Genomic DNA, 26,238 nt, shown 5'->3' with positions numbered 1-26,238 from the left:
CTGCAAGGGTGAGTAAGAAGCAGCCCGCGAACGCCCCCGCCCGCACCGTCGAAGCGCCCACCGCGCTGCCCCGCCGGCTGACCGCCGCGGCCGCCCTCACCGCCCTGGAGGGCCTGGCGCTCGCCGGCCTCGGCGTGTACATGCTGTTCGTCGGCATCGCCGGGGACCCCGACTCCCCGCAGCAGGCCGAGACGGGCGGCATCACCCTGCTCGCCCTCGCCGCGCTGCCGCTGATCGCCGCCCGCGGACTGCGCCTGGGCCGCCGCTGGAGCCGCGGCCCGGCACTGATCACCCAGCTGATGGCGCTTCCGGTGGCCTGGACGCTCTACACCACCGGCGGTGCCGTGACCGCCGCCGCCGCGGCCCTCGCGGTGGCAGCGGTGGCCGTCGTCGCACTCCTGGTGAACCCGACGGCGACCGAGGCGCTCGGCATCGGAGGGCCTTCCTCCTCCTGAGCCCCGCTCATTCCCGCAGTCCGCTCACTCCTCGACGAGGAGCTTCTCGCGGAGCTGGGCCAGGGTGCGGGCCAGCAGACGGGAGACGTGCATCTGGGAGATGCCCACCTCCTGAGCGATCTGCGACTGCGTCATGTTGCCGAAGAACCGAAGCAGCAGGATCCGCTTCTCCCGCGGCGGCAGTCCCTCCAGCAGCGGCTTGAGGGACTCGCGGTACTCGACGCCCTCCAGGGCCTCGTCCTCCGCACCCAGGGTGTCCGCGACCGCCGGCGACTCGTCGTCGGTGTCCGGGACGTCCAGGGAGAGCGTGCTGTAGGCATTGGCCGATTCCAGCCCCTCCAGCACCTCCTCCTCGGAGATGCCCAGCCGCTCGGCCAGCTCGTGCACCGTCGGGGAGCGGCCGTGCTGCTGCGACAGCTCGGCCGTGGCAGTCGTCAGCGAGAGCCGCAGCTCCTGCAGGCGCCGGGGCACCCGCACGGCCCAGCCCTTGTCGCGGAAGTGGCGCTTGATCTCGCCGACCACCGTGGGCGTGGCGTACGTGGAGAACTCGACCCCGCGGTCAGGGTCGAACCGGTCCACCGACTTGATCAGGCCGATCGTCGCCACCTGGGTCAGGTCGTCCAGCGGCTCACCGCGGTTGCGGAAGCGCCGCGCCAGGTGCTCGACCAGGGGCAGGTGCATCCGAACCAGCCGGTTGCGCAGCTCCGCCTTCTCCACCGAGCCGTCGGGCAGCGCCCGCAGCTCGACGAACAGGGCCCGCGCGCTGCTGCGGTCGCGCGGATCGGGCAGCGCCGCAGGCGGCGGAGACACCGGGAACCCCGCCACCGGGGCCGGCGCAGCGGCCTCCGGTGGCTGTACCGGCTGTGATTGGTCCTGCTGGTTCTCGCTCATAGGGCCCGCCCGTCGCTCCGCCGAGTCCAAAAAGCCGTCTTCCGCATCCGCGTCAGCCGGGTGCGGCCGGGCGTGCTGCTGCTCCGGGATGCCGCCGTCGACCTCGTGCCGTACCCGGGGCCGATCCCCGCCCCGCACCGGGATCTCCCCGCCGCTCACGCCGGGCCTGGCCCCGCGCCGCGTTGTTTGTAAAGGCTGATGCTCACCGTCCGGTTCTCCTCGACCGTGGCCTCGACCTTGCCGGCCAGTGCCGACAGGACCGTCCAGGCGAACGTGTCACGCTCCGGCGCGCGTCCGTCCGTGGTCGGTGCCGAGACGGTCACCTCCAGCGAATCGTCGATCAGCCGGAAGACGCAGCTGAGGACGGAGCCCGGCACGGCCTGCTGGAGCAGGATCGCGCAGGCCTCGTCCACCGCGATGCGGAGGTCCTCGATCTCGTCGAGGGTGAAGTCCAAACGTGCCGCGAGGCCGGCCGTGGCCGTCCGCAGCACCGACAGGTAGGCACCCGCAGCGGGCAGCCGGACTTCCACGAAGTCCTGAGTCCCGGGCTCGCCTGCGATCTGGGACACCCTCACCTCCAAGGTGGTACGAGCTCTTTTCGCCGGTGACGCTACCGCGATCCGGGCGATCGTGTCGCGGCACCCCTCGTGACACCCGCTCTGAGCACCCCGCCCTGCGTCCAGTGACTGATGGTAAGCCCATGGGTACGCACAGTGGCTAGGGGTCTGCGGGGATCAAATCAGGGGAACCGGCGGAGGGTTGAACTACCCCGCCTCACACGATCGAACCGTCCACGAAACACCATCGCCAGGTCTCGCCCGGCTCGAAGCTCCGCATGACCGGATGACCGCTCTCGTGGTGGTGCGCCGTAGCGTGCCGGAAGGGCGAGGAATCGCAGCACGCCACGTGTCCGCAGCCCAGGCACATGCGCAGTTGCACCGGGTGGCTGCCGAGCGCCAGACATTCGGCGCAGGTCTGTGCAGACGGGACCGGCTCGGGGCGCGGCAGTTCGGCAACGTGGGTGCACTCGCTCATGATGGCCAGCGTACGGCCAGGGTGCGGGCGCGCGACGAAGGAGGACGGATCTTCGATGGACGTATTGCAGCTGGTGGCGCTGGTCGCGGGCAGCGCGGCCGTGGCGGGGCTCGCGCGGCGCACACCGGTGCCCGCGCCGCTCCTGCTCGTCGCCGCCGGGCTGGCGGCCTCGTACATCCCCGGCGTGCCCGCCTACACCCTCGACCCGCACATCGTCCTGCCGCTGCTGCTCCCGCCGCTGCTGTACACGGCCGCCGTGGACAGCTCGTACCTGGACCTGCGCGCCAACGTCCGGCCGATCGCGATGCTGTCGGTCGGCTACGTGCTCTTCGCGACCGTCGCCGTCGGGTACGCGGCGTACCTGGTGGTGCCCGGGCTGTCCCTGCCGGTGGCGCTGGTGCTGGGTGCGGTGATCGCGCCGCCCGACGCGGTCGCCGCGACGGCGATCGCCCGCAAGCTGCGGCTGCCGAACCGGCTGACGACCATCCTGCAGGGTGAGTCCCTGGTCAACGACGCCACCGCGATCACCGCGTACAAGGTGGCGCTGGCGGCGGCGGTCGGGGTCAGCGCCGGCTGGGCGGGCGGCATCGCGGAGTTCCTGCTGGCCTCGGTGGGGGGGATCGGCGTCGGCCTGCTGCTGATGGTGCCGATCCACCAGCTGCGCAAGCGGATGCGCGAGCCCCTGCTGCAGAACACCCTCTCGCTGCTGATCCCCTTCGTGGCGTACGCGGCGGCCGAGCGGGTGCACGCGTCCGGCGTGCTGGCCGTGGTCGTCGTCGCGCTGTACCTCGGGCACCGCAACTGGCAGGTCGACTTCGCCACCCGGCTCCAGGAGGAGGCGGTGTGGAAGATGGTCGCCTTCGTCCTGGAGTCGCTCGTCTTCGCGCTGATCGGCCTCCAGCTGCCGGTGGTCCTCAAGGGGCTGGGGGAGTACGAGGGCTCCGCCGCGGCCTGGTACGCGGTCGCAGTGTTCCTCGTGGTGGTGGTGGCCCGCTTCGTGTGGGTGTTCCCGGCGACGTTCGTACCGCGCTGGATGTCGCCCCGGATCCGGACGCGCGAGCCGGAGACCGACTGGAAGTCCCCGGTGATCGTGGGGTGGGCCGGGATGCGGGGGGTCGTCTCGCTGGCGATCGCCTTCTCCGTGCCGATCTCGGTGCCGCACCGGAACCTGATCCTCTTCCTGACCTTCACGACGGTCATCGGGACGCTGGTGGTGCAGGGCCTGACACTGCCGCCGCTGATCAGGGTGCTGAGGCTGCCGCCGAAGGACGTGCAGGCCGAGACGCTGGCGGAGGCGCAGGCGCAGAGCGAGGCCTCGCGGGCGGCGGAGGAACGGCTGGCGGAACTGCTGGAGGAGCCGGAGAACGCCACGCTGCCGCCGCCGCTGGCGGACCGGCTGCGGACGGTGCTGGAGCGGCGGCGCAACGCGGTGTGGGAACGGCTGGGCGAGGTCAATCCGCTGACGGGGGAGTCCGCGGACGACATCTACCGTCGGCTCGCGGGGGAGATGATCGAGGCGGAGCGGGAGGTCTTCGTCGCGCTGCGGGACGGCCGGCGGATCGACGACGAGATGCTGCGGGTGCTGCTGCGCAGGCTGGACCTGGAGGAGGCGGCGGCGTACCGGGAGTCGACGTAGCCCGCCGGGGGCTCGGCGGTGCGGGCCGGCACCGCCCCTACGGGCGACCGGTGATGATCGCGGTGACGGTCGTGCCGGGCGGGAAGGCGCCGGTCTCGGTGAGGGCGGTCAGGGCCCAGAGGAGTTTGGCCACGTAGATCCGTTCCACCGGGAAGCCGTGGCGGGAGGCGAAGTCGGCGGCGAAGGACTCCAGGGCCGCAGGGACGCGGGCGTAGCCGCCGTGGTGGAAGTCCTCCGCCAGGGACCAGTCGCCGACCTGGCCGCCGTACGCCTCCGTCTGGAGGGAACGTATCTCCGCCGACAGGAAGCCGCCGGCCAGAACGGGGACGCCCAGCGCCCGCTGCCCGGGGGCGAGTCCCGCGGCCAGGCCCGCAAGGGTGCCGCCGGTGCCGCAGGCCACCGCCGCCACGTCGGTGACGCCGTGGAGCTCACGTCCCAGCTCCGCGCAGCCCGCCAGGGCGAGGGCGTTGCTGCCGCCCTCGGGGACGACGTACGCCCCGCCCGCGCCCGCCTCGTCCAGCAGCGCGGCGAGTGCCTGCGGATCGGCCTTGGCCCGGTACCGGGACCGGGAGGCGAAGTGCAGCCGCATGCCGTCGGCCGCGCACCGGGCGAGGGAGTCGTTCAGGGGCCGGCCGGCCAGCTCGTCGCCCCGCACGATGCCGACCGTCCCCAGACCCAGCAGCCGCCCCGCGGCCGCGGTGGCCCGCAGGTGGTTCGAGTACGCCCCGCCGAAGGTGACGAGCCTTTCGTGCCCCGCATCCAGGGCCGCCCGCAGGTTCGGCGCGAGCTTGCGCCACTTGTTGCCGGGCAGCTCGGGATGGACGAGGTCGTCCCGCTTCAGCAGCAGCCGCACGCCGTGCCCGGCGAACCGCTCGTCCACCGCCTCGACGAGCGGGGACGGCGGCCGCGACTGCAGTTCGGGGTGGTCCACCAGGCCATTGTCCCCGGACAGGGCCTGGTGGGAGCGGTCACTTCAGGCGTTCCGCGATGCGGTCGCGGAGGGAGTGCATCGTGAAGCCGCGGGGGTCGACCTTGCCCGGCTGCCATTCGCGGTGGCCGATGACCGAGCGGGCCGTCCAGCGGTGGACCCGGCACAGGGCTGCCGCAGCACGGGCGATGGCGTCGATCTGGGCCGCGGGCCAGGGGTCCTCGCCGTCGCCGAGGTTCACGCACTCGAAGCCGTAGAAGTGGCGGTTGCCGTCCGTGGTCGCCTCGTTGTCCGGCGGGAGCCGCCGCTCCGCGATCACCGCCGCCAGTACGTCGGGGTCGCCGAGGCCCGCGTGGTTGGCGCGGCCGTAGCCGACCAGGTGGACGCGGCCGTCCTTCGCGATCACGCCGTGGCAGAGCGGTCCCGGGAGGGCGCTGTGGCCGTCGCGGCAGAGCTCGACGCTGTGGGCGGTGCCGCGCGTGACGGTGTGGTGGATCATCACCCCGTGCATCGGGCCCCAGGGCCCCTTGTGGTTGCGGTTGTGGGTGCGCCAGGCGCCGACCTCGACGACGGTCACGCCTTCGTTCCTCAGTGCGTTGATGAACCGGTCCGCGGACATGGGTGCGGCCATGGCCGCCTCCTTCGTTGCGGTGCGGGTCGGACACCCTGTGTGTCCGACCCATCACGCTACGGTTTAGTGGAGGCGGGCCTTCCGCGGCTAGTGTTTTCGTACGGTGAGCGAGCCGATCCGGACAGGGCTCAAGCGGAAGCGAGCCACAGGTCGGGGCCGAACACCTCGTAGTGGATGTCGCTCGCCGGCACGCCCTTGGCGATCAGCTGCTCGCGCACGGACCGCATGAAGGGCACCGGCCCGCACAGGTAGGCCCTGGTGCCCGGGGCCACGCGGACGTCGGTCAGGTCCATGAGGCCCGTGCCGTCGCCCGGCTCCGCATCCTCCTCGTACCAGAAGCGGGCCGAGGCGTCGGCCAGCTTGTGGGTGAGGGCCCGGTGGTCGGCCCGCAGCGGGTGGTCGGCGGGGGAGCGGTCGGCGTGCAGCACCGTCACCGGGGCGGCGTGCCCGGTCTCGGCCAGGTGCTCCAGCATCGAGAGCATCGGCGTGCAGCCGATGCCCGCCGAGGCGAGCAGGACCGGGGCCCCGGAGTCCTCCAGGACCAGGTCCCCGTACGGGGCGGAGACCCGCAGGGTGTCGCCGGGCCGGACGCGGGCGTGCAGGTGGTTGGAGACCTCACCGTCGGGGCCCCCGGCGGCCGGGCCGTGGACCCGCTTCACGGTGATCGCGCGGACCGGGGAGCCGGGTGAGGAGGAGAGGCTGTACTGGCGGATCTGGCGGGCTCCGTCGGGGAGTTCGACCTGGACGGAGACGTACTGGCCGGGCAGGTGCGCGGGTGCGGGGGCGCCGTCCGCGGGGGCGATGCGGAAGGTGGCGCAGTCGGCCGTCTCCTCCGACCGGCCGGTCACGGTCCACTCGCGCCATACGTCGCCGGCGGCGATCCGGTGTCCGGCGTAGAGGCGCTCCTCGATGGCCGCGAGGGCGTTCGCCATCAGCCAGTAGACCTCGTCCCAGGCCTGGGCGACCTCGGGCGTGACGGCCTCGCCGAGGATTTCGGCGATCGCGGCGAAGAGGTGCCGGTGGACGACCGTGTACTGCTCGCGGGTGACGCCGAGGCTGGCGTGCTTATGCGCGATACGGCCGAGCATCACGTCGGGGCGGGTCTCCGGGTGCTCGACGAGGTGGGTCGCGAAGGCGGCGATGGAACCGGCGAGCGCCCGTTTCTGCAGGCCCGCGTTCTGGTTGCCCCGGTTGAAGAGGTCGCGGAGCAGCTCAGGGTGGGCCGCGAAGAGCTTCGCGTAGACGAGCTCCGTTATGTCGCCGATGGCCGCTCCGACGGCGGGCAGGGTGGCTCGGACGGTCTCGGTCGACTGCTCGGACAGCATGTGGAACTCCTCGCGTGGTGGAACCGGTCCATTAATTGGCATATTAGATGCGCATTTTTGATCGCAGAGGCCCGCCATGGTGCGGACTTCTGTTCGAACTACCGTCGGGGTGAGGCTATGGGGCCCGAGGGGTAGTGGTAACCGGCCATTGGGCCCGGACGGTCAGGGACCTTCGTCCCTCGTGGGCGCCCGGCTCGAAATGCCCAGGAGGAGCGGGCCGGTCGGGGCCGCCACCAGGTCGTTCACCGTCAGCGGGTCCAGTGCGGCGAAGAACGCCTCCTGGGCCCGGCGCAGCGCGCCGCGCAGCACGCACGCCCCGCGCAGCGGGCAGGGTGTGGTGCCGTCGCAGTCCACGACGTCGCCGGCGCCCTCCAGTTCGCGTACCACCGCACCCACCGAGGCGGCCCGTCCGGCGCCGGTCAGGGTGAGCCCTCCGCCGCGGCCGCGCCGCGCCTCGACCAGGCCGAGATGCTGCAGCCTGGCGACCACTTTGGCCGTGTGGGTGTACGGGACCTCCATCGTCGCCGCCACGTCGCGCGTGGTCGGCAGGTCCGTCTCCTCGACGGCCAGGCGCATCAGGGTGCGCAGCGCCAGGTCGGTGAATCGCGTCAACCGCATGGGATCACCGTAGAAAATTCGCATCCCACGTACAAATTAAGGCCCGGCCGCGATCACGGCTTGGCCGAAAACAACGGGTGCCGCGGGCCTCACGCGGCACGTGGGCGGGGAGTTCGATCCGAGAGAGTGCCCCGTCCCCGGAGGGAGTAGTCCCACCCTTTTGTGTAATGGTCCCATCACGTGGCGTGCTGAAAGGCTGCTCCCGCAGATCCATGGAGTGATCGAAAGGGATAGACATGTCGGTCCAGGCAGGTTCCGAGTCCGAGGCCCAGACACCGCAGCGCAGTCTGGGGACGGCCGCCGCACGGAACTTGGCAACCACGACCAAGTCCGCGCCGCAGATGCAGGAGATCACTTCCCGGTGGCTGCTGAAGATGCTGCCGTGGGTGTCGGTGCAGGGCGGCACCTACCGGGTGAACCGGCGGCTGAGCTACTCGGTCGGCAACGGCATCGTGGAGTTCGTCAAGACCGGCACCCAGGTGCAGGTGATCCCCGCCGAGCTCGGCGAACTCCCGCTGCTGCGCGACTACGAGGACCTCGACGTCCTCGGCGAACTCGCCCAGCGCTGCCGGCAGATCGACTTCGAGGCCGGCCAGGAGCTGACCTCCTTCGGCAGCCCCTCGGACGAGGTCTTCCTGCTCGCGCACGGCCGCATCGACCAGATCGGCCCCGGCCCCTACGGGGACGACGCCGTCCTGCGGACCGTCGCCGACGGCGCCTACTTCGGCGAGGACGCGCTCGTCGATGAAGAATCGATTTGGGAGTACACCGCCCGCGCCGCCACCCCCGGCACCGCGCTCGCCCTGTCCCGCCAGGACTTCCAGCTGCTGGCCGACCGGGTCCCCTCGCTGCGCGAGCACCTGGACCGCGTACGCTCCATGCCCGCCCAGCGCACCAACAAATACGGCGAGGCGGAGATCGACCTCTCGGCCGGCCACCAGGGCGAGGCCGTGCTCCCCGGCACCTTCGTGGACTACGAGGCCCGCCCGCGCGAGTACGAGCTCTCCATCGCCCAGACGGTCCTGCGGGTGCACACGCGCGTCGCCGACCTCTACAACCAGCCCATGAACCAGACCGAGCAGCAGCTGCGGCTCACGGTCGAGGCGCTGCGCGAGCGCCAGGAGCACGAAATGCTCAACAACCGCGACTTCGGCCTGCTCCACAACGCCGACTACGACCAGCGCATCCAGCCGCACGACGGCGGCCCCGGCCCGGACGACATGGACCAGCTGCTCAGCATGCGGCGCGGCTCCAAGCTCTTCCTGGCGCACCCCAAGGCCATCGCCGCCTTCGGCCGCGAGTGCAACAAGCGCGGGATCCACCCGGGAAGCGTGGACGTCGACGGGACCCGGGTGACCACCTGGCGCGGGGTGCCGATCTTCCCGAGCAACAAGATCCCGATCAGCGACGCCCGCACCACCTCCATCCTGTGCATGCGCACCGGCGAGAACGAACAGGGCGTGATCGGTCTGCACCAGCCGGGCATCCCGGACGAGATCGAGCCGAGCCTGTCGGTCCGTTTCATGGGGATCAGCGAGCAGGCGATCATCTCGTACCTGGTCACCGCGTACTTCTCCGCCGCGGTGCTGGTGCCGGACGCGATCGGCGTGCTGGAGAACGTCGAGATCGGCCGCTGGCGCTGAGCGAGGTGAACGTGATCGCGACCGGTGAGGGCCAGGAGGCCGCGGCCCTGCTGGAACGTACGAGAGAAACGGTCAACCCCGAACTGCGCCGCACCGTCGAGAGCCTGCCGGGTGGGATGCGGCGCGTGGCGATGTACCACTTCGGCTGGGAGCACGCGGACGGCACCCCGGCCGGGGGCGGCAACGGCAAGGCCGTCCGGCCGGCCCTGGTGCTGGCCGCCGCCCGGGCCCTGCAGGGGCCGGGCGGCGGCCCCGTCGACCACGCCGTGCGGGCAGCCGTCGCCGTGGAGCTGGCGCACAACTTCACGCTGCTCCACGACGACGTCATCGACCAGGACGTCCGCCGGCGCGGCCGGGCCACCGCGTGGACCGTGTTCGGGACACCGGACGCGATCATCACGGGCGACGCCATGATGGCGCTCGCGCTGCGACTGCTCGCGGAAGACCCGCACCCCGCCGCCGCGGCGGCCTCGTCCCGGCTCTCGACCTGCACCATCGAGCTGTGTGCGGGCCAGCAGGCCGACTGCGCCTTCGAGCAGCGTCCGGCCGTGTCGCTCGACGAGTGTCTGACCATGGCCACGGCCAAGACGGGGGCGCTGCTGGGCTGCGCGTGCGCGCTGGGCGCGCTGTACGCGGGGGCAGGACCGGACGAGGTCGACGCCATGGACGCCTTCGGCCGGGAGGCGGGCCTGGCCTTCCAGCTGATCGACGACCTGATCGGCATCTGGGGGGACCCCGGGCACACCGGCAAGTCCGCCGGAGCCGATCTGATCGCCCGCAAGAAGTCCCTGCCGGTCGTGGCCGCCCTCACCTCGGGCACCGGGGCGGGCGAGGAGCTGGCCGAGCTGTACGCGGGTCCCATGACCGGGGACGACGTGCTCAGGGCGGCCGACGCGGTGGACCGGGCCGGCGGCCGCGACTGGGCGCAGGCCCACGCCGCGGACCGGATGGGCCGGGCGGTCCAGCAGCTGTCCCGGGCCGTTCCGGACCTCGGGGCGGCGGGCGGGCTGCTGGCGCTGGCGGAGTTCGTGACGCGCCGTACGAGGTGAGTGCCCGGCGCCATGGCGCCCTGGCGCTGCGGGGGGAGGCCCGTTCCGGTACCGCACGGTGCCGGAACGGGCCTTACCGCGTCGGTGCGCCAACTCTAGGATCGCTGACGGTTGTTGACACGTGAGCGAAGGGTGTGACCAGTGGCGCTGGAGATACGTCAGGCGGATCAGTCGGACCGGGACGCGGTGGCGGGGCTGCTCGACGAGGCCTTCCGCACCGACCCGGTGAGCAGCTGGGTCTTCCCCGACCCGGAGCACCGGGCCGCCGTGCACGGAAGGTTCCTGGGCGTCTTCGTGGACGTCGCGCTGGCCGAGGGTCGGATCGACTACGCCGTGGACGGCTCGGCTGCGGCGCTGTGGCTGCGGATCCCCGCGGGCGAGCCGGAGGGCGAGGACGAGGTGCCGGCGAGGATGCGGGCCGTGGCCGACCCGGACAACGAGCGGTGCGAGCTGGTCGGGCGGCTGACGGGCGCGGTGCACCCGACCTCGGAGGAGCACGAGTACCTGCTCATGATCGCGGTCGCCCCGGGCCGGCAGGGGGAGGGGCTGGGTACCGAGCTGATGCGGCCGGTGCTGGAGCGCTGCGACCGCGAGGGCGTGCCGGCGTACCTGGAGGCGAGCAGTGAGCGCAGCAAGGGCCTGTACGAGCGGCTCGGCTGGGAGTGCACCGGTGAGGCGGTACGGCTGCCGGACGGGCCCCTGATGTGGCCGATGTGGCGCAAGCCGAGGGGCTGAGCCGTCCCCAGGAGGAACGAGGGCTTGCGTGACCACTTCAGGTGAAGTACTTTACTCGACGTGCCCCGGTGCGGTGGCACTGTCGGACGGAAGAGAATCGCTTGCGCAAGCTCACGTACTTCATCGCCACCACCGTCGACGGGTTCATCGGTGCCCCGGACGGCGACGGCGACTTCTTCTACAGTCACGTGGACCACGAGTTCACCGAGTACCTCAAGGCCGAGTACCCGGAGACCATCGCCGCCCTCGGCCGCGAGCACCTCGGCATCGCCGACCTGCCTCCGAAGCGCTTCGACGCGGTCCTCATGGGGCGGCGCACCTACGAGCCGGGCCTCAAGGCCGGCATGACCAGCCCCTACGGCCACCTGCCCGAGCAGTACGTCGTCTCGCGCTCCCTCGCCACTGCGCCCGACCCGCAGGTCCGGCTGATCAGCGGGGACCTGGCGGCCAGGGTCCGTGAGCTCAAGGCCCGCGACGGCCTCGGCATCTGGCTCTGCGGCGGCGCCGATCTCGCCACCCAGCTGATCGACGAGATCGACGAGTTCGTCGTCAAGACCTACCCGGTCTTCGCGGGCACCGGCATGCCGATGTCCCGGGCCGGCTTCGGCGTGCGCCCCCTGGAGCTGACCGGGGTCACGACCCTCGGCGGAGGCCAGATCGTCAGCACCTACGTCCGCAAGGTCTGACCCGACGAACGTGCGAAAACCGGCCTACCGTGGAGGTATGGCCGGTGAAGAGCAGCACGCGCACGCGAGGGTGGCCCCGCAGGCCGGGCACGAACAGCAGACGTGCCCGGCGTGCGGGCGCCGCGTCGACACGGTGGTCAGGCGGCGCAAGTCCCTCGGGGTCTTCGTCCCGGTGTGGAGCCGGGGTCCCTGCCGGAACCCCGACTGCACGGAATACGCGGACGAGGAGCACGAGGAGCACGAGGAGCGGTGACTCAGCCCGTGGGCGCGAGTTCCTTCGTGCCCAGGCCGGAGGCGAAGCCGTTGGCCCACAGCTGGTTGACGCGCGCCCGCTCGGCGGAGTTCGGGGTGGCGTTCTGGCACGAGGTGCCCGGGCCGCCGCCCGACATCAGCTCGCTGCACGGGCCCGAGTAGTGGTCCGGCAGGCCCAGCACGTGGCCGGTCTCGTGCGAGGTCACCCGGGTGGAGTTGTACTGCTGGTTCTGCCGGTAGTCGAGGAAGATGTAGCCCCGGCCGTGCCCGTCGGTGCTCGCGTACGAGCCGCGCGAGTCGTTGCCCTCGCGGTATGAGAAGTTCCCGCCGGAGGACACCTCCTGCAGCTTCACGTTGCTCACGGAGCTGTTCCAGATGCGGGTGGAGTTGGCTATCTGGGTACGGAAGCTCGGCGCGTTGCGGGTGTTGTACGTGACGGTGACGGCGAGGGCGCCCGGGTTCGCGGCGCGCTGCTCGGCGACCGAGCGCTGCACGGCCTCGAAGAAGGCCCGGTTGGCGGCCTCGTTCTCCGGCGAACGCTCGTACGCGGCGAAGCTCGCGGCATTGCCGACGGGGGCGGGTGCGGCGGCGGCGGTGGGGACGGCGCCGAGGGTGGCGGCGAGACCGATGCCGACGGCGGTCGCCAGCACGGCCTTACGGGAGTGGCGCATGTGGGGGAGCTCCTACTCATCCGGTGCGGTGGGGGGTGGGTCTTTCGGTACCGGAGTCTGCGGGAGCGGAACTGGCCCGCGGATGATGTCACTGGCCGATAGCGCCGGCCTATCGGGAAGATTTCGACAGCCCAACTAGCGTGAGAATGGCGGGATTCGGGGGGCTATCGGTGGCTGGTGCGGTCCACGGGCCCGGCCTACCCTCGGGGCATGGAGCTTGAGGTCAGGCACCTGCGCGCGCTGTGCGCCATCGCCGACACCGGCAGTCTGCACAAGGCTGCCCGGCAACTCGGCGTGAGCCAGCCCTCGTTGACGACCCAGTTGCGCCGGATCGAACGGGCCCTGGACGGCGAGCTGTTCCTGCGCGAGCGGACCGGCTGCCGGCCCACCCCTTTCGGTCGCACCGTACTGGGCCGGGCCCGGCCGCTTCTCGCCGACATGGCCGCCCTGGTGGCGGAGGCCCGTGCGCAGGCCCACGGCCCGCGGCTGCGCATCGGATCGACGGCCAGCAGGGCCCTGCCGGGGTGGCTGCGCCGGCTGCACCGGCGACTGCCGGACACCGAGACCTCGCTCCTGGTGGACGTCTCCGCGAACGCGCTGCTCAGGATGGTCGCGGCGGGGCAGCTGGACGTGGCGTTCGTGCACGAGGTGGAGGGCAGCCCGCTGCGGGTGCCCGAGGGGCTCCAGACGCACGTGCTGATGGAGCGCGAGCCGCAGTTCGTCTCGATGCCGAGGGATCACCCCGCGGCGGGGCAGGAGATCGTCTCCTTACGGGACCTGGCCGCCGACCGCTGGGCGGTCGACCCGTCGGTCGACGGTGAATGGGACGGCCTGCGCCGGGTCTTCGCCGGGGCCGGGCTCGACCCGCCGGTACTGCACACCGACTACCACACGGCGACCTCGCTGATCATCTCCGGCGAGGCGGTCGCCCCCTGCCAGCCCACCTCCGGGCCGCGCGAGGACATGGCGATCCGGCCGCTGTGCGGGGACCCCCTCGCCGTGCGGCTGCTGCTGGCCACCCGTCCCGGCGCGCACGCCGAGGTCTACGAGGACCTCCGCGAGGCCTACCGCGAGGCCGCCCTGCGCACACCTCCGTACCGGGCGTGGCTGCACCACCACGCGAGCCCCCTGTTGGAGGCGGCCTGAACCCTGCGGACAGGGCGGGCTCGTCAAGATCCGAAAGACACGCCCTGGGTCGTGTCGTCAAACTCCCGTATGGCCGGCGGCCCCGCCCTTCAGGCGGCCGACGCTACTTTGACGACACTCCCCAGCGGCGCGCGCGTGCCCGGTCGTAGGCCAGTGAGAGGGTCCCCCGGGCCAGCAGGAGGGCGCCCGCCGCGGCGCAAGCCGGGCTCCGGCGCCGGGCCGCCCACACCAGCAGCGGAGCCCCCGCCGCGACCTGGGCCGCGCCCAGCAGCCGGGCCTTCGGGTCGTGGTCCAGGGGCCCAGCGGGCCCGCCTCCACCGCGTCGAGCCGGGCCCGCACGGCGTCGCGCCGGCCCGACCACTCCACCGTCTCGACGCCGGGCGCCTCCCGGGCCGCGCCCCGCAGCCGGTCGGCCGGTTCGCCCGGCGTCAGCCCGGGCGGCAGGGCCAGCCCGGCGCACGTCAGCAGCGCGACCAGCCCGCGCAGCCGGGTCCCGCCGTCCACGTCCGGCCCGGGGTCGGGGCGGGTGAGCCGCTCCAGCTCCTCCCGGACCAGGACGGGATCCAGTCCGAGCCGCGCCGCCAGGGTCCGCATCGCGTCGGGCTCGCCCGCCGGCCGTCCGGCCGCGTCCCATTCCTGGGCGACGGTCCGCCGGAAGCCGCCGGCCAGCGAGAAGCCGGCACGGCCGCCCTCCCACCACAGACCCAGCACGGGCCAGTCGGTGCCGAGCGCGATCGCCGAGCCCCAGCCGGAGAACACCTCGGCCACGCTCTCCCCGCCGCCGAGCCACGGCTTGTCCTCGGGAACGAGCACGGTCCAGTCGCCCGCGGGGGCGAGCAGCAGGCACACGCGCAGCAGGTGCGCGGGGGAGCGGGCGACGAGCGGTGCGGTGCGGCAGAGCAGCATCCCGCCGACCGGGGTCCTGGAAATTGACATGCTCACACGCTAAGGCAAAACGCCCCCAAATGGCGGATTTCGGCAGCACTGCGACCCCACTCTTGACTTCGCCAACCCGCGATATATCGTGTTCTGGAGAAGACGCGATATGTTGCGTGCGTCGAGCCCGATCCGTGAACGCACGAGGAGGATCAGCACCATGGCAGAGCAGTCGTCCCAGCCGTCGCGGTCGACGTGGCACTTCGCCGAACCGCAGAAGCTCACCTTCGAGGAGCCGGTGACCGAGCTCCGCGTGCGCGTCGTCAGCGGAACGGTGAACGTGGTCGCCGCCGAGGCGGGCCCGGCCCGCCTGGAGGTGACCGAGGTCGACGGACCGCCGCTGTACGTCGTGCAGGAGGACGGCGTCCTCACCGTCTCCTACGAGGACCTGCCCTGGAACGGCTCCCAGGGCCTCAAGCAGTGGTTCGAGGACAAGCCCTGGAAGGCCTGGTCCGGTTCCTCCTCCTCCCGCCGCAAGGCGTGGGAGCGCCGCGCGGCGGTGACCCTCACCGTGCCGGCCGCCACCCGCGTCCACGTGGCCACGGTCGACGCCACCGCATTCGTCTCCGGCATCTCCGCCGCCACCGACGTCAAGGGGGTCTCCGGTGACGCCACGCTCGTCGCACTGTCCGGCCGGGTCAAGGCGCACACCGTCTCGGGCAGCGTCGAGGCCCAGTCCGTCACCGGCGACCTCGGCTTCCACTCCGTCTCCGGCGGCCTGACCGTCGTCGACGGCGGGGGCGTGAGCGTGCGGGCCGACTCGGTCAGCGGCGACATGCTGATCGACCTGGACCCCGGCCCGGGCGCAGCGCGCCCCGTGGACATCGCCCTCAACTCCGTCTCCGGCGAGGTCGCGATCCGCCTCCCGCACCCCGCTGACGCCCGCGTCGAGGCCAACACCGCCACCGGCGGCGTCTCCAACGCCTTCGAGGACCTGCGCGTCTCCGGCCAGCTCGGCACCAAGCGGATCACCGGCACGCTCGGGTCAGGCGCCGGCACCCTGCGGGCCACCACGGTCTCCGGGGCCATCGCGCTGCTGCGCCGCCCGAAGGCCGACGCCGACGCACCCGCCGCTCCCCTCGCGCTCGACAAGAAGGTGCTCTGACATGCCGCCCGTCTTCGCCCACGGCCGCCTCCGCCTCTACCTCCTCAAACTGCTCGACGAGGCGCCGCGCCACGGGTACGAGGTGATCCGCCTGCTGGAGGAGCGCTTCCAGGGCCTCTACGCCCCCTCCGCGGGCACGGTGTACCCGCGCCTGTCCAAGTTGGAGGCGGAGGGCCTGGTCACCTACGCCACCGAGGGCGGGCGCAAGGTGTACTCCATCACCGAGGCGGGCCGCGCCGAACTGGCCGACCGCAGCGGCGAGCTGGCGGACCTGGAGCTGGAGATCCGCGACTCGGTCACCGAACTGGCCGCCGAGATCCGCAGCGACGTCCGGGGCGCGGCGGGGGACCTGCGGCGCGAGATGCGGGCGGCGGCCTCCGCGTCGGCGACCCAGGTGGGCGAGGACGACTCCTGGCAGGCGGCCAAGGAGGAGCTGCGCAAGGCCAGGCAGGAGTGGAAGGAACAGGCCCGCCGGGCGAAGGACGAGAGCCGCCGGGCCCGTGAGGAGGCGCAGGCGGCCCGCCGCCAGGCGAAGGAGGCCCAGGACCGGGCCCGCGAGGAGGTCCAGCGCATCGCGGGCCAGCTCCAGGAGCAGTTCGCCAAGTCCGGCGGCGTGCTGGGCAGTCTGGCCGGAGCCTGGCTCGGCGGCACGCACGGCTCGGGCGCGGACCGGCCGTCGGACCAGCCGTCGGGCTGGGCCGGGGACCTGTCGGCCACCGGTGACCCGGCGCGGGACCTGGACCGGCTGCTGGACCGCTTCCGCGACGAGGTGCGGGACGCTGCGCGGGACCACGGGGTGACCGCGGCCCGGGTGGCCGAGGCCCGCGACCACCTCGCGGACGCCGCTGCCCGTCTGGGAGCGACGTTCGGCTCCAGGCCCTAACCGGCCCCCGCCACCCCTGCCGGGGCGCCGCCCCGGACCCCTCGACGCCGGCGGGGCCGGCACGGCGCCGCCGCCCTGTCGAGGCTCCTCCTCCTGCCGGGGCGCGCCCCGGACCCGCGCCGGGAAGGCCGTTGAGACCGGAACGGTGCCGCGCGGCGAAGAGGCCAGAGGTCGGGGCGCCGCCCCGGACCCCGCGCCTCAAACGCCGGCGGGGCTGGAACGGCGCCGGCGGCTACGCCGCCAGGGTCGCTTCCGCCGCCGTGTAGGTGATGCCGTGGTCCGTCAGGACCTCGGAGGGCGTGCCGGGGCGGGAGAGCAGGGCCAGGAGGAGGTGCAGGGTGCCGATGTGGTTGTCCTTGCGGCCCAGGGCGATGCGGAGGGACTGCTCCAGGACCTTCTTGGAGCCCTTGGTGAAGGGCACGTGGTGGTGGCCGCCGCGATCGTCCGGCTGCGTACGTCCCAGGGCCGAGCGGAGCGAGGCGCCCAGGGTCCGCCGGCGCGGCGCGGGGGCCGCGAGGACGCCTTCGCCGTGGGCCTCCTCGATCCGGGAGACGATCTCGGTGAGGTCGATGCCGAGTCCGGCCAGCGCCTCCTCGTCCGCCCGGGACATCCCGCCCCGGCGGCGGGCCGCCGCGAGGTCGGCGGCCACCGCCGCGCGGTCGACTCCGAGGGGTTCCAGGGTGCCCAGGGCCAACAGGGACAGCAGCAGGTGCTCCTCGGTGACCGTGGCGGCTCCGGCCTGCCGGGCCTCGGCCACCGCCCCGGTCACGGTCGACCGGGCGTCGCGGGTGAAGCGTTCGAACATCAGAGCCTCCCGTACTTCTTGTGCACGGCCTGCCGGCTCACGCCCAGCTCGGCCGCGATCTCCTGCCAGGACCACCCCTGCGCGCGGGCGCTGCGTACCTGCACGGCCTCCAGCTGCTCCAGCAGTCTGCGGAGGGCGGCCACGGCACGCAGGCCCACGCGTGGGTCCCGGTCACCTGCCCGTTCGGCGAGATCGGTCGCTTCCGTCATGCATGTCAATGTAGGTTGACGCGAGAGGTGATGTCAACCCCTGTTGACATCGGGCCGGGCCCCGGAGGTCAGGGCTTGAGGACGATCTTGCCGAAGAGGTCGCCCGACGCGAGCTTCTCGAACCCCTCCCTCGCCCGGTCCAGCGGCAGCACCTCGTCGATCACCGGACGCAGCCCGGTCGTGGCGCAGAAGGCGAGGAGGTCCTCCAGCTCGTCCTTCGAGCCCATGGTCGAGCCCACGACCTTCAGCTCCAGGAAGAAGATTCGGGTCAGCTCGGCGTGCGCCGGGCGGTCGCCGCTCGTGGCGCCGGAGATCACCAGGGTGCCGCCGGGGCGCAGGGACTTCACCGAGTGGGACCAGGTGGCCGCGCCCACGGTCTCGATCACCGCGTCCACCCGCTGCGGCAGCCGAGCGCCCGGCTCGAACGCCTCCACCGCGCCGAGCTCCACGGCCCGCTTGCGCTTGGCCTCGTCGCGGCTGGTGGCGTAGACCCGCAGGCCCGCCGCCTTGCCGAGGGCGATCGCGGCGGTCGCGACACCGCCGCCGGCGCCCTGGACCAGGACGGAGTCCCCGGGGCGGACCCCGGCGTTGGTGAAGAGCATCCGGTAGGCCGTCAGCCAGGCCGTCGGAAGGCAGGCGGCCTCCTCGAAGGACAGCTCGGCGGGCTTGCGCAGGACGTTCCAGGCGGGGACGGTCACCTGCTCGGCGAAAGTCCCCTGGTAGCGCTCGGTGAGGATGGAGCGGGGCTCGTCCGGCCCCACCCCATGGCCGCTCTGGCCGATCACGGAGTGCAGGACGACCTCGTTGCCGTCCTGGTCGGTCCCGGCCGCGTCGCAGCCGAGGATCATCGGGAGGCTCTCCTCGCCGAGGCCCACCCCGCGCAGCGACCACAGGTCGTGGTGGTTGAGGGAGGCGGCCTTGACGTTCACGGTCACCCAGCCGGGGCGGGCCTGCGGGGCGGGGCGATCGCCCAGCACAAGGCCGTTCAGCGGCTGGTCACGGTCGATTCGGGCGGCATAGGCAGCGAACATGCCGCGACGCTACCGCTCGGTAGCCCGCGCAACCACCCCCGTTCCCGTCACACGGCCGCCCGGCCGATCGAGTCCTCGTAGGCCGACAGGGGCTGCTGCCCATGACGAGGCGCCGTGGGCGCCGCGGACGGCGGCCCGACCCACCGCTGCCCGGCGACGCTCCGGGCACAGGGCACCAACGACGCCCGCCGCGTCCCGGACCACCTCATCGAGCACCCCGGCGCGCAGGTCACCTCCGCGGAGCTGGACCAGCAGGTGCTCGGCGCCCCGCCCGCGAGGTGAACCCGCACTCCTCTCCACCTCGTGGGAGCAGGGGGTGGGCGTCGGGGCCCGCTACGCGCTCCGGCCGTCCGTCGCCGCCGTCTTCCCGGCGGCGCGGATCCGGCTCGACCGGGGCGCCCACCGAGCCGAAGCGTTTACGCGAGGAGGCCCGGCCGGAGTGGATCCGGTCGGGCCTCCTCGCGCACTGCCGGGTCTCGGTCAGACCAGGCGGGCCACGCCGTCCGCCTTCGCGGCGGCGGCGACCGCCGCGGCCACGGCCGTCGCGACGCGCTCGTCGAACGGCGACGGGATCACGTAGTCGGCGGCGAGCTCGTCACCCACGACACCCGCGATGGCGTCGGCGGCGGCGATCTTCATGCCCTCGGTGATCCGGGTGGCGCGCACCTTGAAGGCACCCGCGAAGATGCCCGGGAACGCCAGCACGTTGTTGATCTGGTTCGGGAAGTCCGAGCGGCCCGTGGCCACGACCGCCGCGTACTTGTGCGCGACGTCCGGGTGGACCTCCGGGGTCGGGTTGGCCATGGCGAAGACGAACGCGTCCTTCGCCATGGTCGCCACCGCCTCCTCGGCGACGGAGCCGCCGGAGACGCCGATGAACACGTCCGCGCCGGACAGGGCCTGCTCCAGCGAGCCGGTCTGGCCCGTCTTGTTGGTCAGGGCCGCGATCTCCGCCTTGACGTCCGTCAGGTCGGAGCGGTCGGCGGACACGACGCCCTTGCGGTCGGTGACGCAGACGTCGCCGATGCCCGCGTCGACCAGGATCTTGGCGATGGCGATGCCCGCCGCGCCCGCGCCCGCGATCACGGCGCGCAGGTCGCCGAGGGTGCGACCGGTGAGCTTGGCGGCGTTGCGCAGCGCGGCCAGCGTCACGATGGCCGTGCCGTGCTGGTCGTCGTGGAAGATCGGGATGTCCAGCGCCTCCTGGAGGCGCCGCTCGATCTCGAAGCAGCGGGGCGCGGAGATGTCCTCCAGGTTCACCCCGCCGAAGGACGGCGCCAGACGGATGACCGTCTCGACGATCTCGTCCGTGTCCTTGGTGGCGAGCGCGATCGGAACCGCGTCCACACCACCGAACTGCTTGAAGAGGATGGCCTTGCCCTCCATCACGGGGAGGGAGGCTTCCGGGCCGATGTCACCGAGGCCGAGCACGGCCGTACCGTCGGTGACGACGGCGACCACGTTCGACTTCCACGTGTACTCGTTCACCAGCTCCGGCTGCTCGGCGATGGCGGTGCACACCTTCGCCACGCCCGGGGTGTACGCCAGGGACAGGTCGTCCTTGTCATTGACCGGAACCGTGGCCTGGATGGCCATCTTGCCGCCCCGGTGCAGTGCGAACACCGCGTCGGGGTTGTTGTCCGTCGCACTGTCGCTGCGAGGGTTGACGATCTCCGCTGCCACTTCGTGTGACCCCTTAATTCCTTTTGTTCGTTGAGGGTGGCCACTCCTGGTTAAGGGGTGGGCGGGCACCGCGTCCGTACTCCGCATCGACGGTTGGCCCGTCTCCGCGAAGGGGAGGTTCGTACGCGCGGGCGCGCCGCACGCGCGCCCTGAGCCCCGGATGAGGGGTGTAAGGATCTGTTCTACCCGAAGAACGCTCGCTCAGACGAGTCGATTCCGGCTCAACCGTAGGTCACTTGCCCGCCTTTTGGCGAAAAGTCCAAACCTTGCCGTCCGGTGGGCGAGACGCTCCGGAGAAACTGCGCCCAAAAGGCCTGGTCACAGCAGTATCTGCGGCCTTGAACCCCCTTCCCCGCAGTCCTGTTGGCCTACCCCGGGCGCCCGTTATGCGATTTTGACCTGACGGGCAGCCTGAATGTCTCAGTCCGAATGGCAAGATGCCGTAATCACACAAGGTCGCGACACTCGATGGTGCGTGTCCGACCGTTTTTCGATGCTTTTCCACCCCTGTCGGAGGAACGAAGCCATGACCGCAAGCACCACCCGTCGTACGACCGCCGCCCGGTCCCGGATCGCCGCGGTCGGCGCGATCGCGGTCGCCGGCGCCCTGATCCTCACCGGCTGTGGCGACCAGACCGACAAGGCGACCTCGACCCCGTCGGGTGCGGCGAACAACAGCAGCGCGCCGCTCTTCTCGAAGCTCCCGAAGAAGATCCAGGACGCCGGTGTGATCAAGGTCGGCACCGACGCGACCTACGCGCCGATGGAGTTCACCGAGGGCGGCAAGATCGTCGGCGTCGACCCCGACGTCGCGGCGGCCCTGAGCAAGCAGCTCGGCGTCCAGTTCAAGTTCGAGTCGGGCACCTTCGACACGCTGATCGGCAGCATGCAGACCGGCCGCAGCGACCTGGTCATGTCCTCCCTCACCGACACCAAGGCCCGTCAGGAGGGCCTGGACGACAAGGGCGCCAAGACCGGTGCCGGTGTCGACTTCGTCGACTACTTCTCCGCCTCGACCGGCATCCTGGTCAAGAAGGGCAACCCGGAGGGCATCAAGACCCTCGACGACCTGTGCGGCAAGACGGTCGCCGTGCAGCGCGGCACCACGTACGAGGAGTCCGCGAAGACCCAGGCCGAGAAGTGCAAGACGGACGGCAAGGGCGAGCTGAAGATCGAGTCCTTCCCGACCGACGCCGAGGCCCAGACCCGCGTGAAGGCCGGTGGCGCCGCCGCCGACCTGAACGACTCCCCGGTCGCCGCGTACATCGCGCAGACCGCCGGCGGCGGCAACGACTTCGAGGCCATCGCCAACCCGACCGACGCCGGCCTCTTCGGCATCGCGGTGGACAAGAAGAACACCGAGCTGCGTGACGCGCTCAAGGAAGCCCTCGACGCGATCATCAAGGACGGCACCTACAAGGCCGCCCTGGACAAGTGGAACGCTGGTTCCGGCGCCGTGACCGAGGCCAAGATCAACGCCGGTTCCTGACCTCCGCGTACCACCGCAGCACACTGAAGGGCAGTCACTGTGACTGACAAGCTCGACAAGGACCCGGGTCCGGCGGACACCCCGCCGGCCGGGGCCGTACCCCCCGAGGCGATCCGTGCCATTCCGGTCCGCCACTACGGCCGCTGGATCAGTGCCGTGGTCGTCATCGGTCTGGTCGTGGCGCTCATCGTCGCCTTCTCCCAGGGCAACGTGCGCTGGGAGACCGTGCCGGAGAAGCTGTTCGACCCCTCGATCCTGCGAGGAGTCGTCAACACGATCTGGATCAGCGTCACCGCCATGGCCCTGGGCCTGGCGCTCGGCGTCCTGTTCGCCGTCATGCGCCTCTCGAAGAACCCGGTGACCAGCACCATCGCCTGGTTCTACATCTGGCTCTTCCGCGGCACCCCGGTGTACGTGCAGCTCCTCATCTGGTTCAACCTCGCCCTGATCTTCCCGATCCTGAACCTCGGGTTCTACAAGGACGAGATGACCCAGGTCATGACGCCGTTCCTGGCGGCGCTGCTGGGTCTCGGCCTCAACGAGGGCGCGTACATGGCGGAGATCGTCCGTGCCGGCATCCAGTCGGTCGACGAGGGCCAGACCGAGGCCTCGCACGCGCTGGGCATGACCCGGACGCAGACCATGCGCCGCGTCGTCCTGCCGCAGGCCATGCGGGTGATCGTGCCGCCGACGGGCAACGAGTTCATCAACATGCTCAAGACCTCGTCGCTGGTCGTGGCCGTGCAGTACTTCGACCTGCTGCGCGCGGCCCAGGACATCGCCTCGACCTCGTTCGCGGTGATGGAGATGTTCTTCGTCGCCTCGATCTGGTACCTCGCCCTGACCAGCGTGTTCAGCGTCGGCCAGTACTACCTGGAGCGCCGCTACGCCCGCGGTGCGCTCCGTTCGCTGCCGCCGACGCCGCTGCAGAAGATCAAGGCGAAGCTGTCCAGCTTCTCGAACAGCAAGGCGGTGGCCTGATGACTGCCATGGTGAAGGCCGAGGGCGTCCACAAGTCCTACGGTGCGGCGCACATCCTCAAGGGCATCGACCTGGAGGTCGCCCCGCGTGAGGTCTTCTGCCTGGTCGGCCCGTCCGGCTCCGGCAAGTCGACGTTCCTGCGGTGCATCAACCACCTGGAGCAGATCAACGCCGGCCGGCTGTACGTCGACGGGGACCTCGTCGGCTACCGCCAGAAGGGCGACAAGCTCTACGAGCTCAAGGACAGCGAGGTCGCGGCGCAGCGCCGGGACATCGGCATGGTCTTCCAGCGCTTCAACCTGTTCCCGCACATGACGGCCATAGAGAACGTCATGGAAGCCCCCGTCATGGTCAAGGGCGAGTCCAAGGCGGTGGCGCGCGAGCGGGCCGTCCGGCTGCTGGACCGGGTCGGCCTGGGGGACAAGGGCGGGAACTACCCCACCCAGCTCTCCGGCGGCCAGCAGCAGCGTGTGGCAATCGCCCGCGCGCTGGCCATGGAGCCGAAGCTGATGCTCTTCGACGAGCCCACCTCCGCCCTCGACCCGGAGCTGGTCGGTGACGTCCTGGACGTCATGCGAGACCTCGCCGACTCGGGCATGACCATGATCGTGGTCACGCACGAGATGGGCTTCGCCCGCGAGGTCGGCGACAACCTCGTCTTCATGGACGGCGGCGTCGTCGTGGAGTCGGGCCACCCGCGCGACGTCCTGGGCAACCCCCAGCACGACCGGACGAAGGCATTCCTCTCCAAGGTGCTGTAGTCGGCGGCGCCGGGCGCCGCACGTGGACACGGCCGAGGGGCGGTACGGGAATCCGTACCGCCCCTCTGCCTTTCCGCCACTGTTCTTCCCGGGTCCTCCGGATTCCCTACTTCAGACCTAGGACCAGTGCGTCCGAGGGCGAGCGCCAGACCGTACGGGCCTCCGCGAAACCCGCGGCGCGCAGCGCCTCGGCGTGCCAGGCCGCGGAGGGGGTGTCGCCGTCGGCGTGCTCCCCGTAGATCTCGAAGCGGCGGGCGGTGGGCTCGGCCAGCGCCGGCTCGGCGGCGGCCAGGGCCCACCACTCGCGCCAGTCCACCGCCCCGGCCGTCTTGGCCCGGTCCATGCCGGCGTGCCGGTGGGCGCGCTCGGCGGCGTTGATGCGCGGGGTGGCCGGGTCGGGCATGTGGTCGGCGTTCATGAACACCCCGCCGGGGGCCAGCAGCGGGGCGAGCTGCCCGTACAGCACGGCCAGCTCCTCGCTGTGCAGCCAGTGCAGGGCGGTGGCGGTCAGGACCGCGTCGTAGGTGGCGTGGGGGAGGGCCGCACGCCAGTCGGGGTCCTTGAGGTCGGCGGTCACGAAGGTGACCCGCTCGTCGCCGGCGAAGTGGCCCCTGGCGATGGTCAACAGCGCGGGGTCGAGATCGACGCCCGTACTGGTGGCTCCCGGGAACCGCTTGAGGACGCGGTCCGTAATACTTCCCGTACCGCATGCGAGATCCAGCACCCGGGGGGTGGGTCCCACCAGTGCCTCGACCATGTCCAGCATCACCCGGAACCGCTCCTCGCGGTCGGGCATGTACCACTCCTGCTGGCGGTCCCAGCTGTCCTGCCAGGCCTGCCAGTCGGTACCGGTCCGTCCCGCGTCGGCCGTGTCGGTCGTGTCCGCCATGTCCGCCGTGTCCGTCGCATCCGCCATCCCGAACCCCTCCCTACGTAATACCCTCGAAGACGTCTCAGCCGTTACGAGAGACATTAATCCGCAGCCGTAAGGACTACAAGTGGAACTGGCCCATTACTCGGACTTCGCCGTGCGCCTGGTCAACACCGAGGAGCCGGCCCGCAACAAGGACGTGCTCACTTCGGTGGACGCCGTCCGCGCCCTGTTCGGCGCCAGCCAGCAGATGGCCCGCCGCGTCACGGACACCGACATCACCCGCTTCCGCAACGTCCGCGGCCGGCTGCGGGCCGTCTTCGAGGCCGCTGACGGCGGCGACCACGTCCTCGCGGTCGACCTGCTGAACTCGCTGCTCATGGAGTTCCCGGTCAGCCCCCAGGTCTCCGGCCACCAGACCCTCGACGACGACGGCCGCCCCGACTGGCACATCCACCTCGCCGAACACCCCTCCAACGCCTCGGCCGGCTACGCCGCCATGGCCGCCATGGGCCTGGCCTTCGCCCTCACCGAGCACGGCCCCGACCGCCTCGGCCTGTGCCAGGCCGCGCCCTGCCGCAACGCCTACCTCGACACCTCCACCAACCGCTCCCGGCGCTACTGCTCCGACCGCTGCGCCACCCGGGCGAACGTGGCCGCCTACCGCGCGCGCAAGCGCCTGGAGGCCGAGGCGTCGGCCCGCAGCACGCGCAGCGACGAGGCCGCCCAGGACAACCGGGCCCTCAGCGAGCGCTGATCCTCCTCGCGCGGCCGAAACCGCAGGACCGCCGTCGCCAGCACCAGCTCGCCGGGCACCGGCCCGTAGTCGGTGCTGTCGCCGGTCTCGTTGTACGGGTTGTCGCCGAGCACCCACCACGAGCCGCCGGGCCGCCGCTCCACCGCGCGCTTGACCACGAGCAGGTCCTGCTGGAAGGGGTGGCGCAGCACCACGATGTCGCCCGGCCGGACGGCGGCCCCGTACCGGACCACGAGCCGGTCTCCGTCCAGCAGCGTGGGCACCATCGACGGGCCCGTCACCTCCACCACCTCGAACCGCCTGCGCGGGCGCGCGTTCTCCACCATGCGTGTCCTCCTCGTCCCTCCCGCATGCTGCCGCACGGTCCCGTACATTCGCTCACCGGTCCGGCCGTGACCCTGGACTTTTGTCCTAAGCCCATGGGGGCGCCCGCGAAATCCGGTTCCCCAGCGAGTAATGTCCCCCTTGAGAAGACGATCACGAGGAGGACAAACTCCATGCTTTCCCGCCTCTTCGCCCCCAAGGCGAAGGTCTCCGCCCACTGCGACCTGCCGTGTGGCGTGTACGACCCTGCCCAGGCCCGCATCGAGGCCGAGTCCGTCAAGGCCGTCCAGGAGAAGTACCAGGCCAACGACGACGCCGACTTCCGCGCGCGCGCCATCACCATCAAGGAGCAGCGCGCCGAGCTCGCCAAGCACCACGTCTCGGTGCTGTGGAGCGACTACTTCAAGCCGCCGCACTTCGAGAAGTACCCGCAGCTGCACACCCTGGTCAACGACACCCTGAAGGCCCTCTCGGCCGCCAAGGCGTCGAACGACCCGGCGACCGGTCAGAAGGCCCTCGACCTCATCGCCGAGATCGACCGCATCTTCTGGGAGACCAAGGCCGCCTGAGCCTCCCTTCCATGCGCAGAGGGGCCCGTCCGCGATCGCGGACCGCGGGCCGCCAGGCCGGGAGGGAGGGGGTGAGAGAAGGACGAGGGGGGCGAGCCGCCAAACCCCCGGGGGGCGCCACACCCCCCCGCAG

30 protein-coding genes and 1 pseudogene are annotated in these 26,238 nt (G+C 71.8%); 16 read left to right on the top strand and 15 right to left on the bottom strand.

Going from position 1 to position 26,238, the window contains the following annotated elements:
• Window positions 1–8 precede the first annotated feature (8 nt).
• On the top strand, window positions 9–455 hold the full coding sequence (locus AB0F82_RS12315; RefSeq protein ID WP_356815189.1) for a hypothetical protein: 447 nt from the start codon (window positions 9–11) through the stop codon (window positions 453–455).
• Window positions 456–479: 24 nt separating this feature from the next.
• On the opposite strand, the gene AB0F82_RS12310 is transcribed toward AB0F82_RS12315, so the two are convergent.
• From AB0F82_RS12310 to AB0F82_RS12300, 3 genes are all read right to left on the bottom strand, one after another.
• Complete coding sequence (locus AB0F82_RS12310; protein ID WP_356815188.1) at window positions 480–1,484, bottom strand: RNA polymerase sigma factor SigF; 1,005 nt, start codon at window positions 1,482–1,484, stop codon at window positions 480–482.
• A gap of 17 nt (window positions 1,485–1,501) precedes the next feature.
• Entirely contained in the window at window positions 1,502–1,915 is a 414-nt protein-coding gene (locus tag AB0F82_RS12305) for an anti-sigma regulatory factor (RefSeq protein ID WP_030012703.1), read from the bottom strand.
• 205 nt (window positions 1,916–2,120) lie between these two features.
• Window positions 2,121–2,381 carry a UBP-type zinc finger domain-containing protein gene (locus tag AB0F82_RS12300; RefSeq protein WP_356815187.1) on the bottom strand — a complete coding sequence of 87 codons (261 nt, stop codon included), beginning with the start codon at window positions 2,379–2,381 and terminating at the stop codon, window positions 2,121–2,123.
• Between the two features lie 55 nt (window positions 2,382–2,436).
• Here AB0F82_RS12300 and AB0F82_RS12295 point away from each other — a divergent pair, with 55 nt between their 5' ends.
• The gene (locus AB0F82_RS12295; protein ID WP_362626180.1) at window positions 2,437–4,017 is read left to right on the top strand and encodes a Na+/H+ antiporter; all 1,581 of its coding nucleotides are present in this window, start codon (window positions 2,437–2,439) and stop codon (window positions 4,015–4,017) included.
• Window positions 4,018–4,054: 37 nt separating this feature from the next.
• Here the strand turns inward: AB0F82_RS12295 and AB0F82_RS12290 are convergent, their stop codons facing one another.
• The 4 genes from AB0F82_RS12290 to AB0F82_RS12275 form a co-directional block, all read right to left on the bottom strand.
• Window positions 4,055–4,948: a 1-aminocyclopropane-1-carboxylate deaminase/D-cysteine desulfhydrase gene (locus AB0F82_RS12290; RefSeq protein ID WP_356815185.1), complete on the bottom strand. Its 894-nt coding sequence runs from the start codon at window positions 4,946–4,948 to the stop codon at window positions 4,055–4,057.
• A gap of 37 nt (window positions 4,949–4,985) precedes the next feature.
• Entirely contained in the window at window positions 4,986–5,576 is a 591-nt protein-coding gene (locus AB0F82_RS12285; protein ID WP_356815184.1) for an N-acetylmuramoyl-L-alanine amidase, read from the bottom strand.
• A 128-nt stretch (window positions 5,577–5,704) separates the two neighbouring features.
• Window positions 5,705–6,901: a globin domain-containing protein gene (locus AB0F82_RS12280; RefSeq protein WP_362626176.1), complete on the bottom strand. Its 1,197-nt coding sequence runs from the start codon at window positions 6,899–6,901 to the stop codon at window positions 5,705–5,707.
• Window positions 6,902–7,063: 162 nt separating this feature from the next.
• A complete protein-coding gene (locus tag AB0F82_RS12275; RefSeq protein ID WP_362626173.1) occupies window positions 7,064–7,519 on the bottom strand; it encodes an Rrf2 family transcriptional regulator in 456 nt (151 codons plus the stop codon).
• Window positions 7,520–7,755: 236 nt separating this feature from the next.
• Here AB0F82_RS12275 and AB0F82_RS12270 point away from each other — a divergent pair, with 236 nt between their 5' ends.
• The 5 genes from AB0F82_RS12270 (at window position 7,756) to AB0F82_RS12250 (ending at window position 11,885) form a co-directional block, all read left to right on the top strand.
• On the top strand, window positions 7,756–9,162 hold the full coding sequence (locus AB0F82_RS12270; protein ID WP_362626170.1) for a family 2B encapsulin nanocompartment shell protein: 1,407 nt from the start codon (window positions 7,756–7,758) through the stop codon (window positions 9,160–9,162).
• On the top strand, window positions 9,153–10,211 hold the full coding sequence (locus AB0F82_RS12265; protein WP_436842083.1) for a family 2 encapsulin nanocompartment cargo protein polyprenyl transferase: 1,059 nt from the start codon (window positions 9,153–9,155) through the stop codon (window positions 10,209–10,211). The genes AB0F82_RS12270 and AB0F82_RS12265 overlap by 10 nt, the downstream gene beginning before the upstream one ends.
• Window positions 10,212–10,352: 141 nt before the next feature.
• Entirely contained in the window at window positions 10,353–10,946 is a 594-nt protein-coding gene (locus AB0F82_RS12260) for a GNAT family N-acetyltransferase (RefSeq protein ID WP_356815179.1), read from the top strand.
• Window positions 10,947–11,047: 101 nt separating this feature from the next.
• The gene (locus tag AB0F82_RS12255; RefSeq protein ID WP_362626164.1) at window positions 11,048–11,632 is read left to right on the top strand and encodes a dihydrofolate reductase family protein; all 585 of its coding nucleotides are present in this window, start codon (window positions 11,048–11,050) and stop codon (window positions 11,630–11,632) included.
• A 37-nt stretch (window positions 11,633–11,669) separates the two neighbouring features.
• On the top strand, window positions 11,670–11,885 hold the full coding sequence (locus tag AB0F82_RS12250; protein WP_362626161.1) for a hypothetical protein: 216 nt from the start codon (window positions 11,670–11,672) through the stop codon (window positions 11,883–11,885).
• 1 nt (window position 11,886) lies between these two features.
• Here the strand turns inward: AB0F82_RS12250 and snpA are convergent, their stop codons facing one another.
• Window positions 11,887–12,555, bottom strand: a complete 669-nt coding sequence (gene snpA, locus AB0F82_RS12245) for a snapalysin (RefSeq protein ID WP_356815176.1) — start codon at window positions 12,553–12,555, stop codon at window positions 11,887–11,889.
• 210 nt (window positions 12,556–12,765) lie between these two features.
• Between snpA and AB0F82_RS12240 the strand changes: the two genes are divergently transcribed.
• Window positions 12,766–13,701, top strand: coding sequence for a LysR family transcriptional regulator (locus tag AB0F82_RS12240; RefSeq protein WP_362626158.1), 936 nt, complete (start codon window positions 12,766–12,768; stop codon window positions 13,699–13,701).
• A gap of 103 nt (window positions 13,702–13,804) precedes the next feature.
• Here AB0F82_RS12240 and AB0F82_RS12235 read toward each other — a convergent pair.
• Window positions 13,805–14,637 (bottom strand): annotated as a pseudogene (locus AB0F82_RS12235) (hypothetical protein).
• Window positions 14,638–14,797: 160 nt separating this feature from the next.
• On the opposite strand from AB0F82_RS12235, the gene AB0F82_RS12230 reads away from it, so the two are divergent.
• Together AB0F82_RS12230 and AB0F82_RS12225 are read left to right on the top strand one after the other, a co-directional pair.
• Window positions 14,798–15,742 carry a DUF4097 family beta strand repeat-containing protein gene (locus AB0F82_RS12230; RefSeq protein WP_362626155.1) on the top strand — a complete coding sequence of 315 codons (945 nt, stop codon included), beginning with the start codon at window positions 14,798–14,800 and terminating at the stop codon, window positions 15,740–15,742.
• A gap of 1 nt (window position 15,743) precedes the next feature.
• Window positions 15,744–16,625, top strand: a complete 882-nt coding sequence (locus tag AB0F82_RS12225) for a PadR family transcriptional regulator (protein WP_362626152.1) — start codon at window positions 15,744–15,746, stop codon at window positions 16,623–16,625.
• Between the two features lie 232 nt (window positions 16,626–16,857).
• Here AB0F82_RS12225 and AB0F82_RS12220 read toward each other — a convergent pair whose 3' ends face one another.
• The 3 genes from AB0F82_RS12220 to AB0F82_RS12210 all read right to left on the bottom strand — a co-directional run bounded on the left by AB0F82_RS12220 (window position 16,858) and on the right by AB0F82_RS12210 (window position 18,670).
• Entirely contained in the window at window positions 16,858–17,430 is a 573-nt protein-coding gene (locus AB0F82_RS12220) for a Clp protease N-terminal domain-containing protein (protein WP_362626150.1), read from the bottom strand.
• On the bottom strand, window positions 17,430–17,639 hold the full coding sequence (locus tag AB0F82_RS12215; RefSeq protein ID WP_030013034.1) for a helix-turn-helix domain-containing protein: 210 nt from the start codon (window positions 17,637–17,639) through the stop codon (window positions 17,430–17,432). The genes AB0F82_RS12220 and AB0F82_RS12215 overlap by 1 nt, the downstream gene beginning before the upstream one ends.
• 68 nt (window positions 17,640–17,707) lie before the next feature.
• Window positions 17,708–18,670, bottom strand: a complete 963-nt coding sequence (locus AB0F82_RS12210) for a zinc-binding dehydrogenase (RefSeq protein WP_356815820.1) — start codon at window positions 18,668–18,670, stop codon at window positions 17,708–17,710.
• Window positions 18,671–18,784: 114 nt separating this feature from the next.
• Here AB0F82_RS12210 and AB0F82_RS12205 point away from each other — a divergent pair, with 114 nt between their 5' ends.
• On the top strand, window positions 18,785–18,952 hold the full coding sequence (locus AB0F82_RS12205; protein WP_362626146.1) for a hypothetical protein: 168 nt from the start codon (window positions 18,785–18,787) through the stop codon (window positions 18,950–18,952).
• 198 nt (window positions 18,953–19,150) lie between these two features.
• Here the strand turns inward: AB0F82_RS12205 and AB0F82_RS12200 are convergent, their stop codons facing one another.
• Window positions 19,151–20,353 (bottom strand): NAD(P)-dependent malic enzyme, encoded by a 1,203-nt coding sequence (locus tag AB0F82_RS12200; RefSeq protein WP_356815819.1) that lies wholly within the window; start codon window positions 20,351–20,353, stop codon window positions 19,151–19,153.
• Window positions 20,354–20,879: 526 nt separating this feature from the next.
• Between AB0F82_RS12200 and AB0F82_RS12195 the strand changes: the two genes are divergently transcribed.
• From AB0F82_RS12195 to AB0F82_RS12185, 3 genes are read left to right on the top strand one after another with little or no spacing between them, the layout of a single operon-like run.
• Window positions 20,880–21,842: an ABC transporter substrate-binding protein gene (locus tag AB0F82_RS12195; RefSeq protein WP_356815818.1), complete on the top strand. Its 963-nt coding sequence runs from the start codon at window positions 20,880–20,882 to the stop codon at window positions 21,840–21,842.
• Between the two features lie 39 nt (window positions 21,843–21,881).
• On the top strand, window positions 21,882–22,823 hold the full coding sequence (locus tag AB0F82_RS12190; RefSeq protein WP_390077715.1) for an amino acid ABC transporter permease: 942 nt from the start codon (window positions 21,882–21,884) through the stop codon (window positions 22,821–22,823).
• Window positions 22,823–23,584, top strand: coding sequence for an amino acid ABC transporter ATP-binding protein (locus tag AB0F82_RS12185; RefSeq protein ID WP_356815816.1), 762 nt, complete (start codon window positions 22,823–22,825; stop codon window positions 23,582–23,584). Before AB0F82_RS12190 ends, AB0F82_RS12185 begins: the two co-directional genes overlap by 1 nt.
• Window positions 23,585–23,690: 106 nt before the next feature.
• On the opposite strand, the gene AB0F82_RS12180 is transcribed toward AB0F82_RS12185, so the two are convergent.
• Window positions 23,691–24,473 carry a class I SAM-dependent methyltransferase gene (locus tag AB0F82_RS12180; protein ID WP_362626604.1) on the bottom strand — a complete coding sequence of 261 codons (783 nt, stop codon included), beginning with the start codon at window positions 24,471–24,473 and terminating at the stop codon, window positions 23,691–23,693.
• 109 nt (window positions 24,474–24,582) lie between these two features.
• On the opposite strand from AB0F82_RS12180, the gene AB0F82_RS12175 reads away from it, so the two are divergent.
• Window positions 24,583–25,212: a CGNR zinc finger domain-containing protein gene (locus AB0F82_RS12175; protein WP_356815815.1), complete on the top strand. Its 630-nt coding sequence runs from the start codon at window positions 24,583–24,585 to the stop codon at window positions 25,210–25,212.
• Here the strand turns inward: AB0F82_RS12175 and sodX are convergent.
• Window positions 25,116–25,538, bottom strand: a complete 423-nt coding sequence (gene sodX / locus AB0F82_RS12170; protein WP_356815814.1) for a nickel-type superoxide dismutase maturation protease — start codon at window positions 25,536–25,538, stop codon at window positions 25,116–25,118. The genes AB0F82_RS12175 and sodX overlap by 97 nt on opposite strands.
• A gap of 171 nt (window positions 25,539–25,709) precedes the next feature.
• On the opposite strand from sodX, the gene sodN reads away from it, so the two are divergent.
• Complete coding sequence (sodN, locus tag AB0F82_RS12165) at window positions 25,710–26,105, top strand: superoxide dismutase, Ni (RefSeq protein WP_030036761.1); 396 nt, start codon at window positions 25,710–25,712, stop codon at window positions 26,103–26,105.
• The last annotated feature ends 133 nt before the right edge of the window (window positions 26,106–26,238 follow it).

The organism is Streptomyces virginiae (assembly GCF_040638905.1).
In the GTDB taxonomy this organism is placed as follows: domain Bacteria; phylum Actinomycetota; class Actinomycetes; order Streptomycetales; family Streptomycetaceae; genus Streptomyces; species Streptomyces virginiae_B.
The sequence above is the reverse complement of the archived record's forward strand: the minus strand, read 5'-3'. Positions and strand labels throughout refer to the sequence as shown.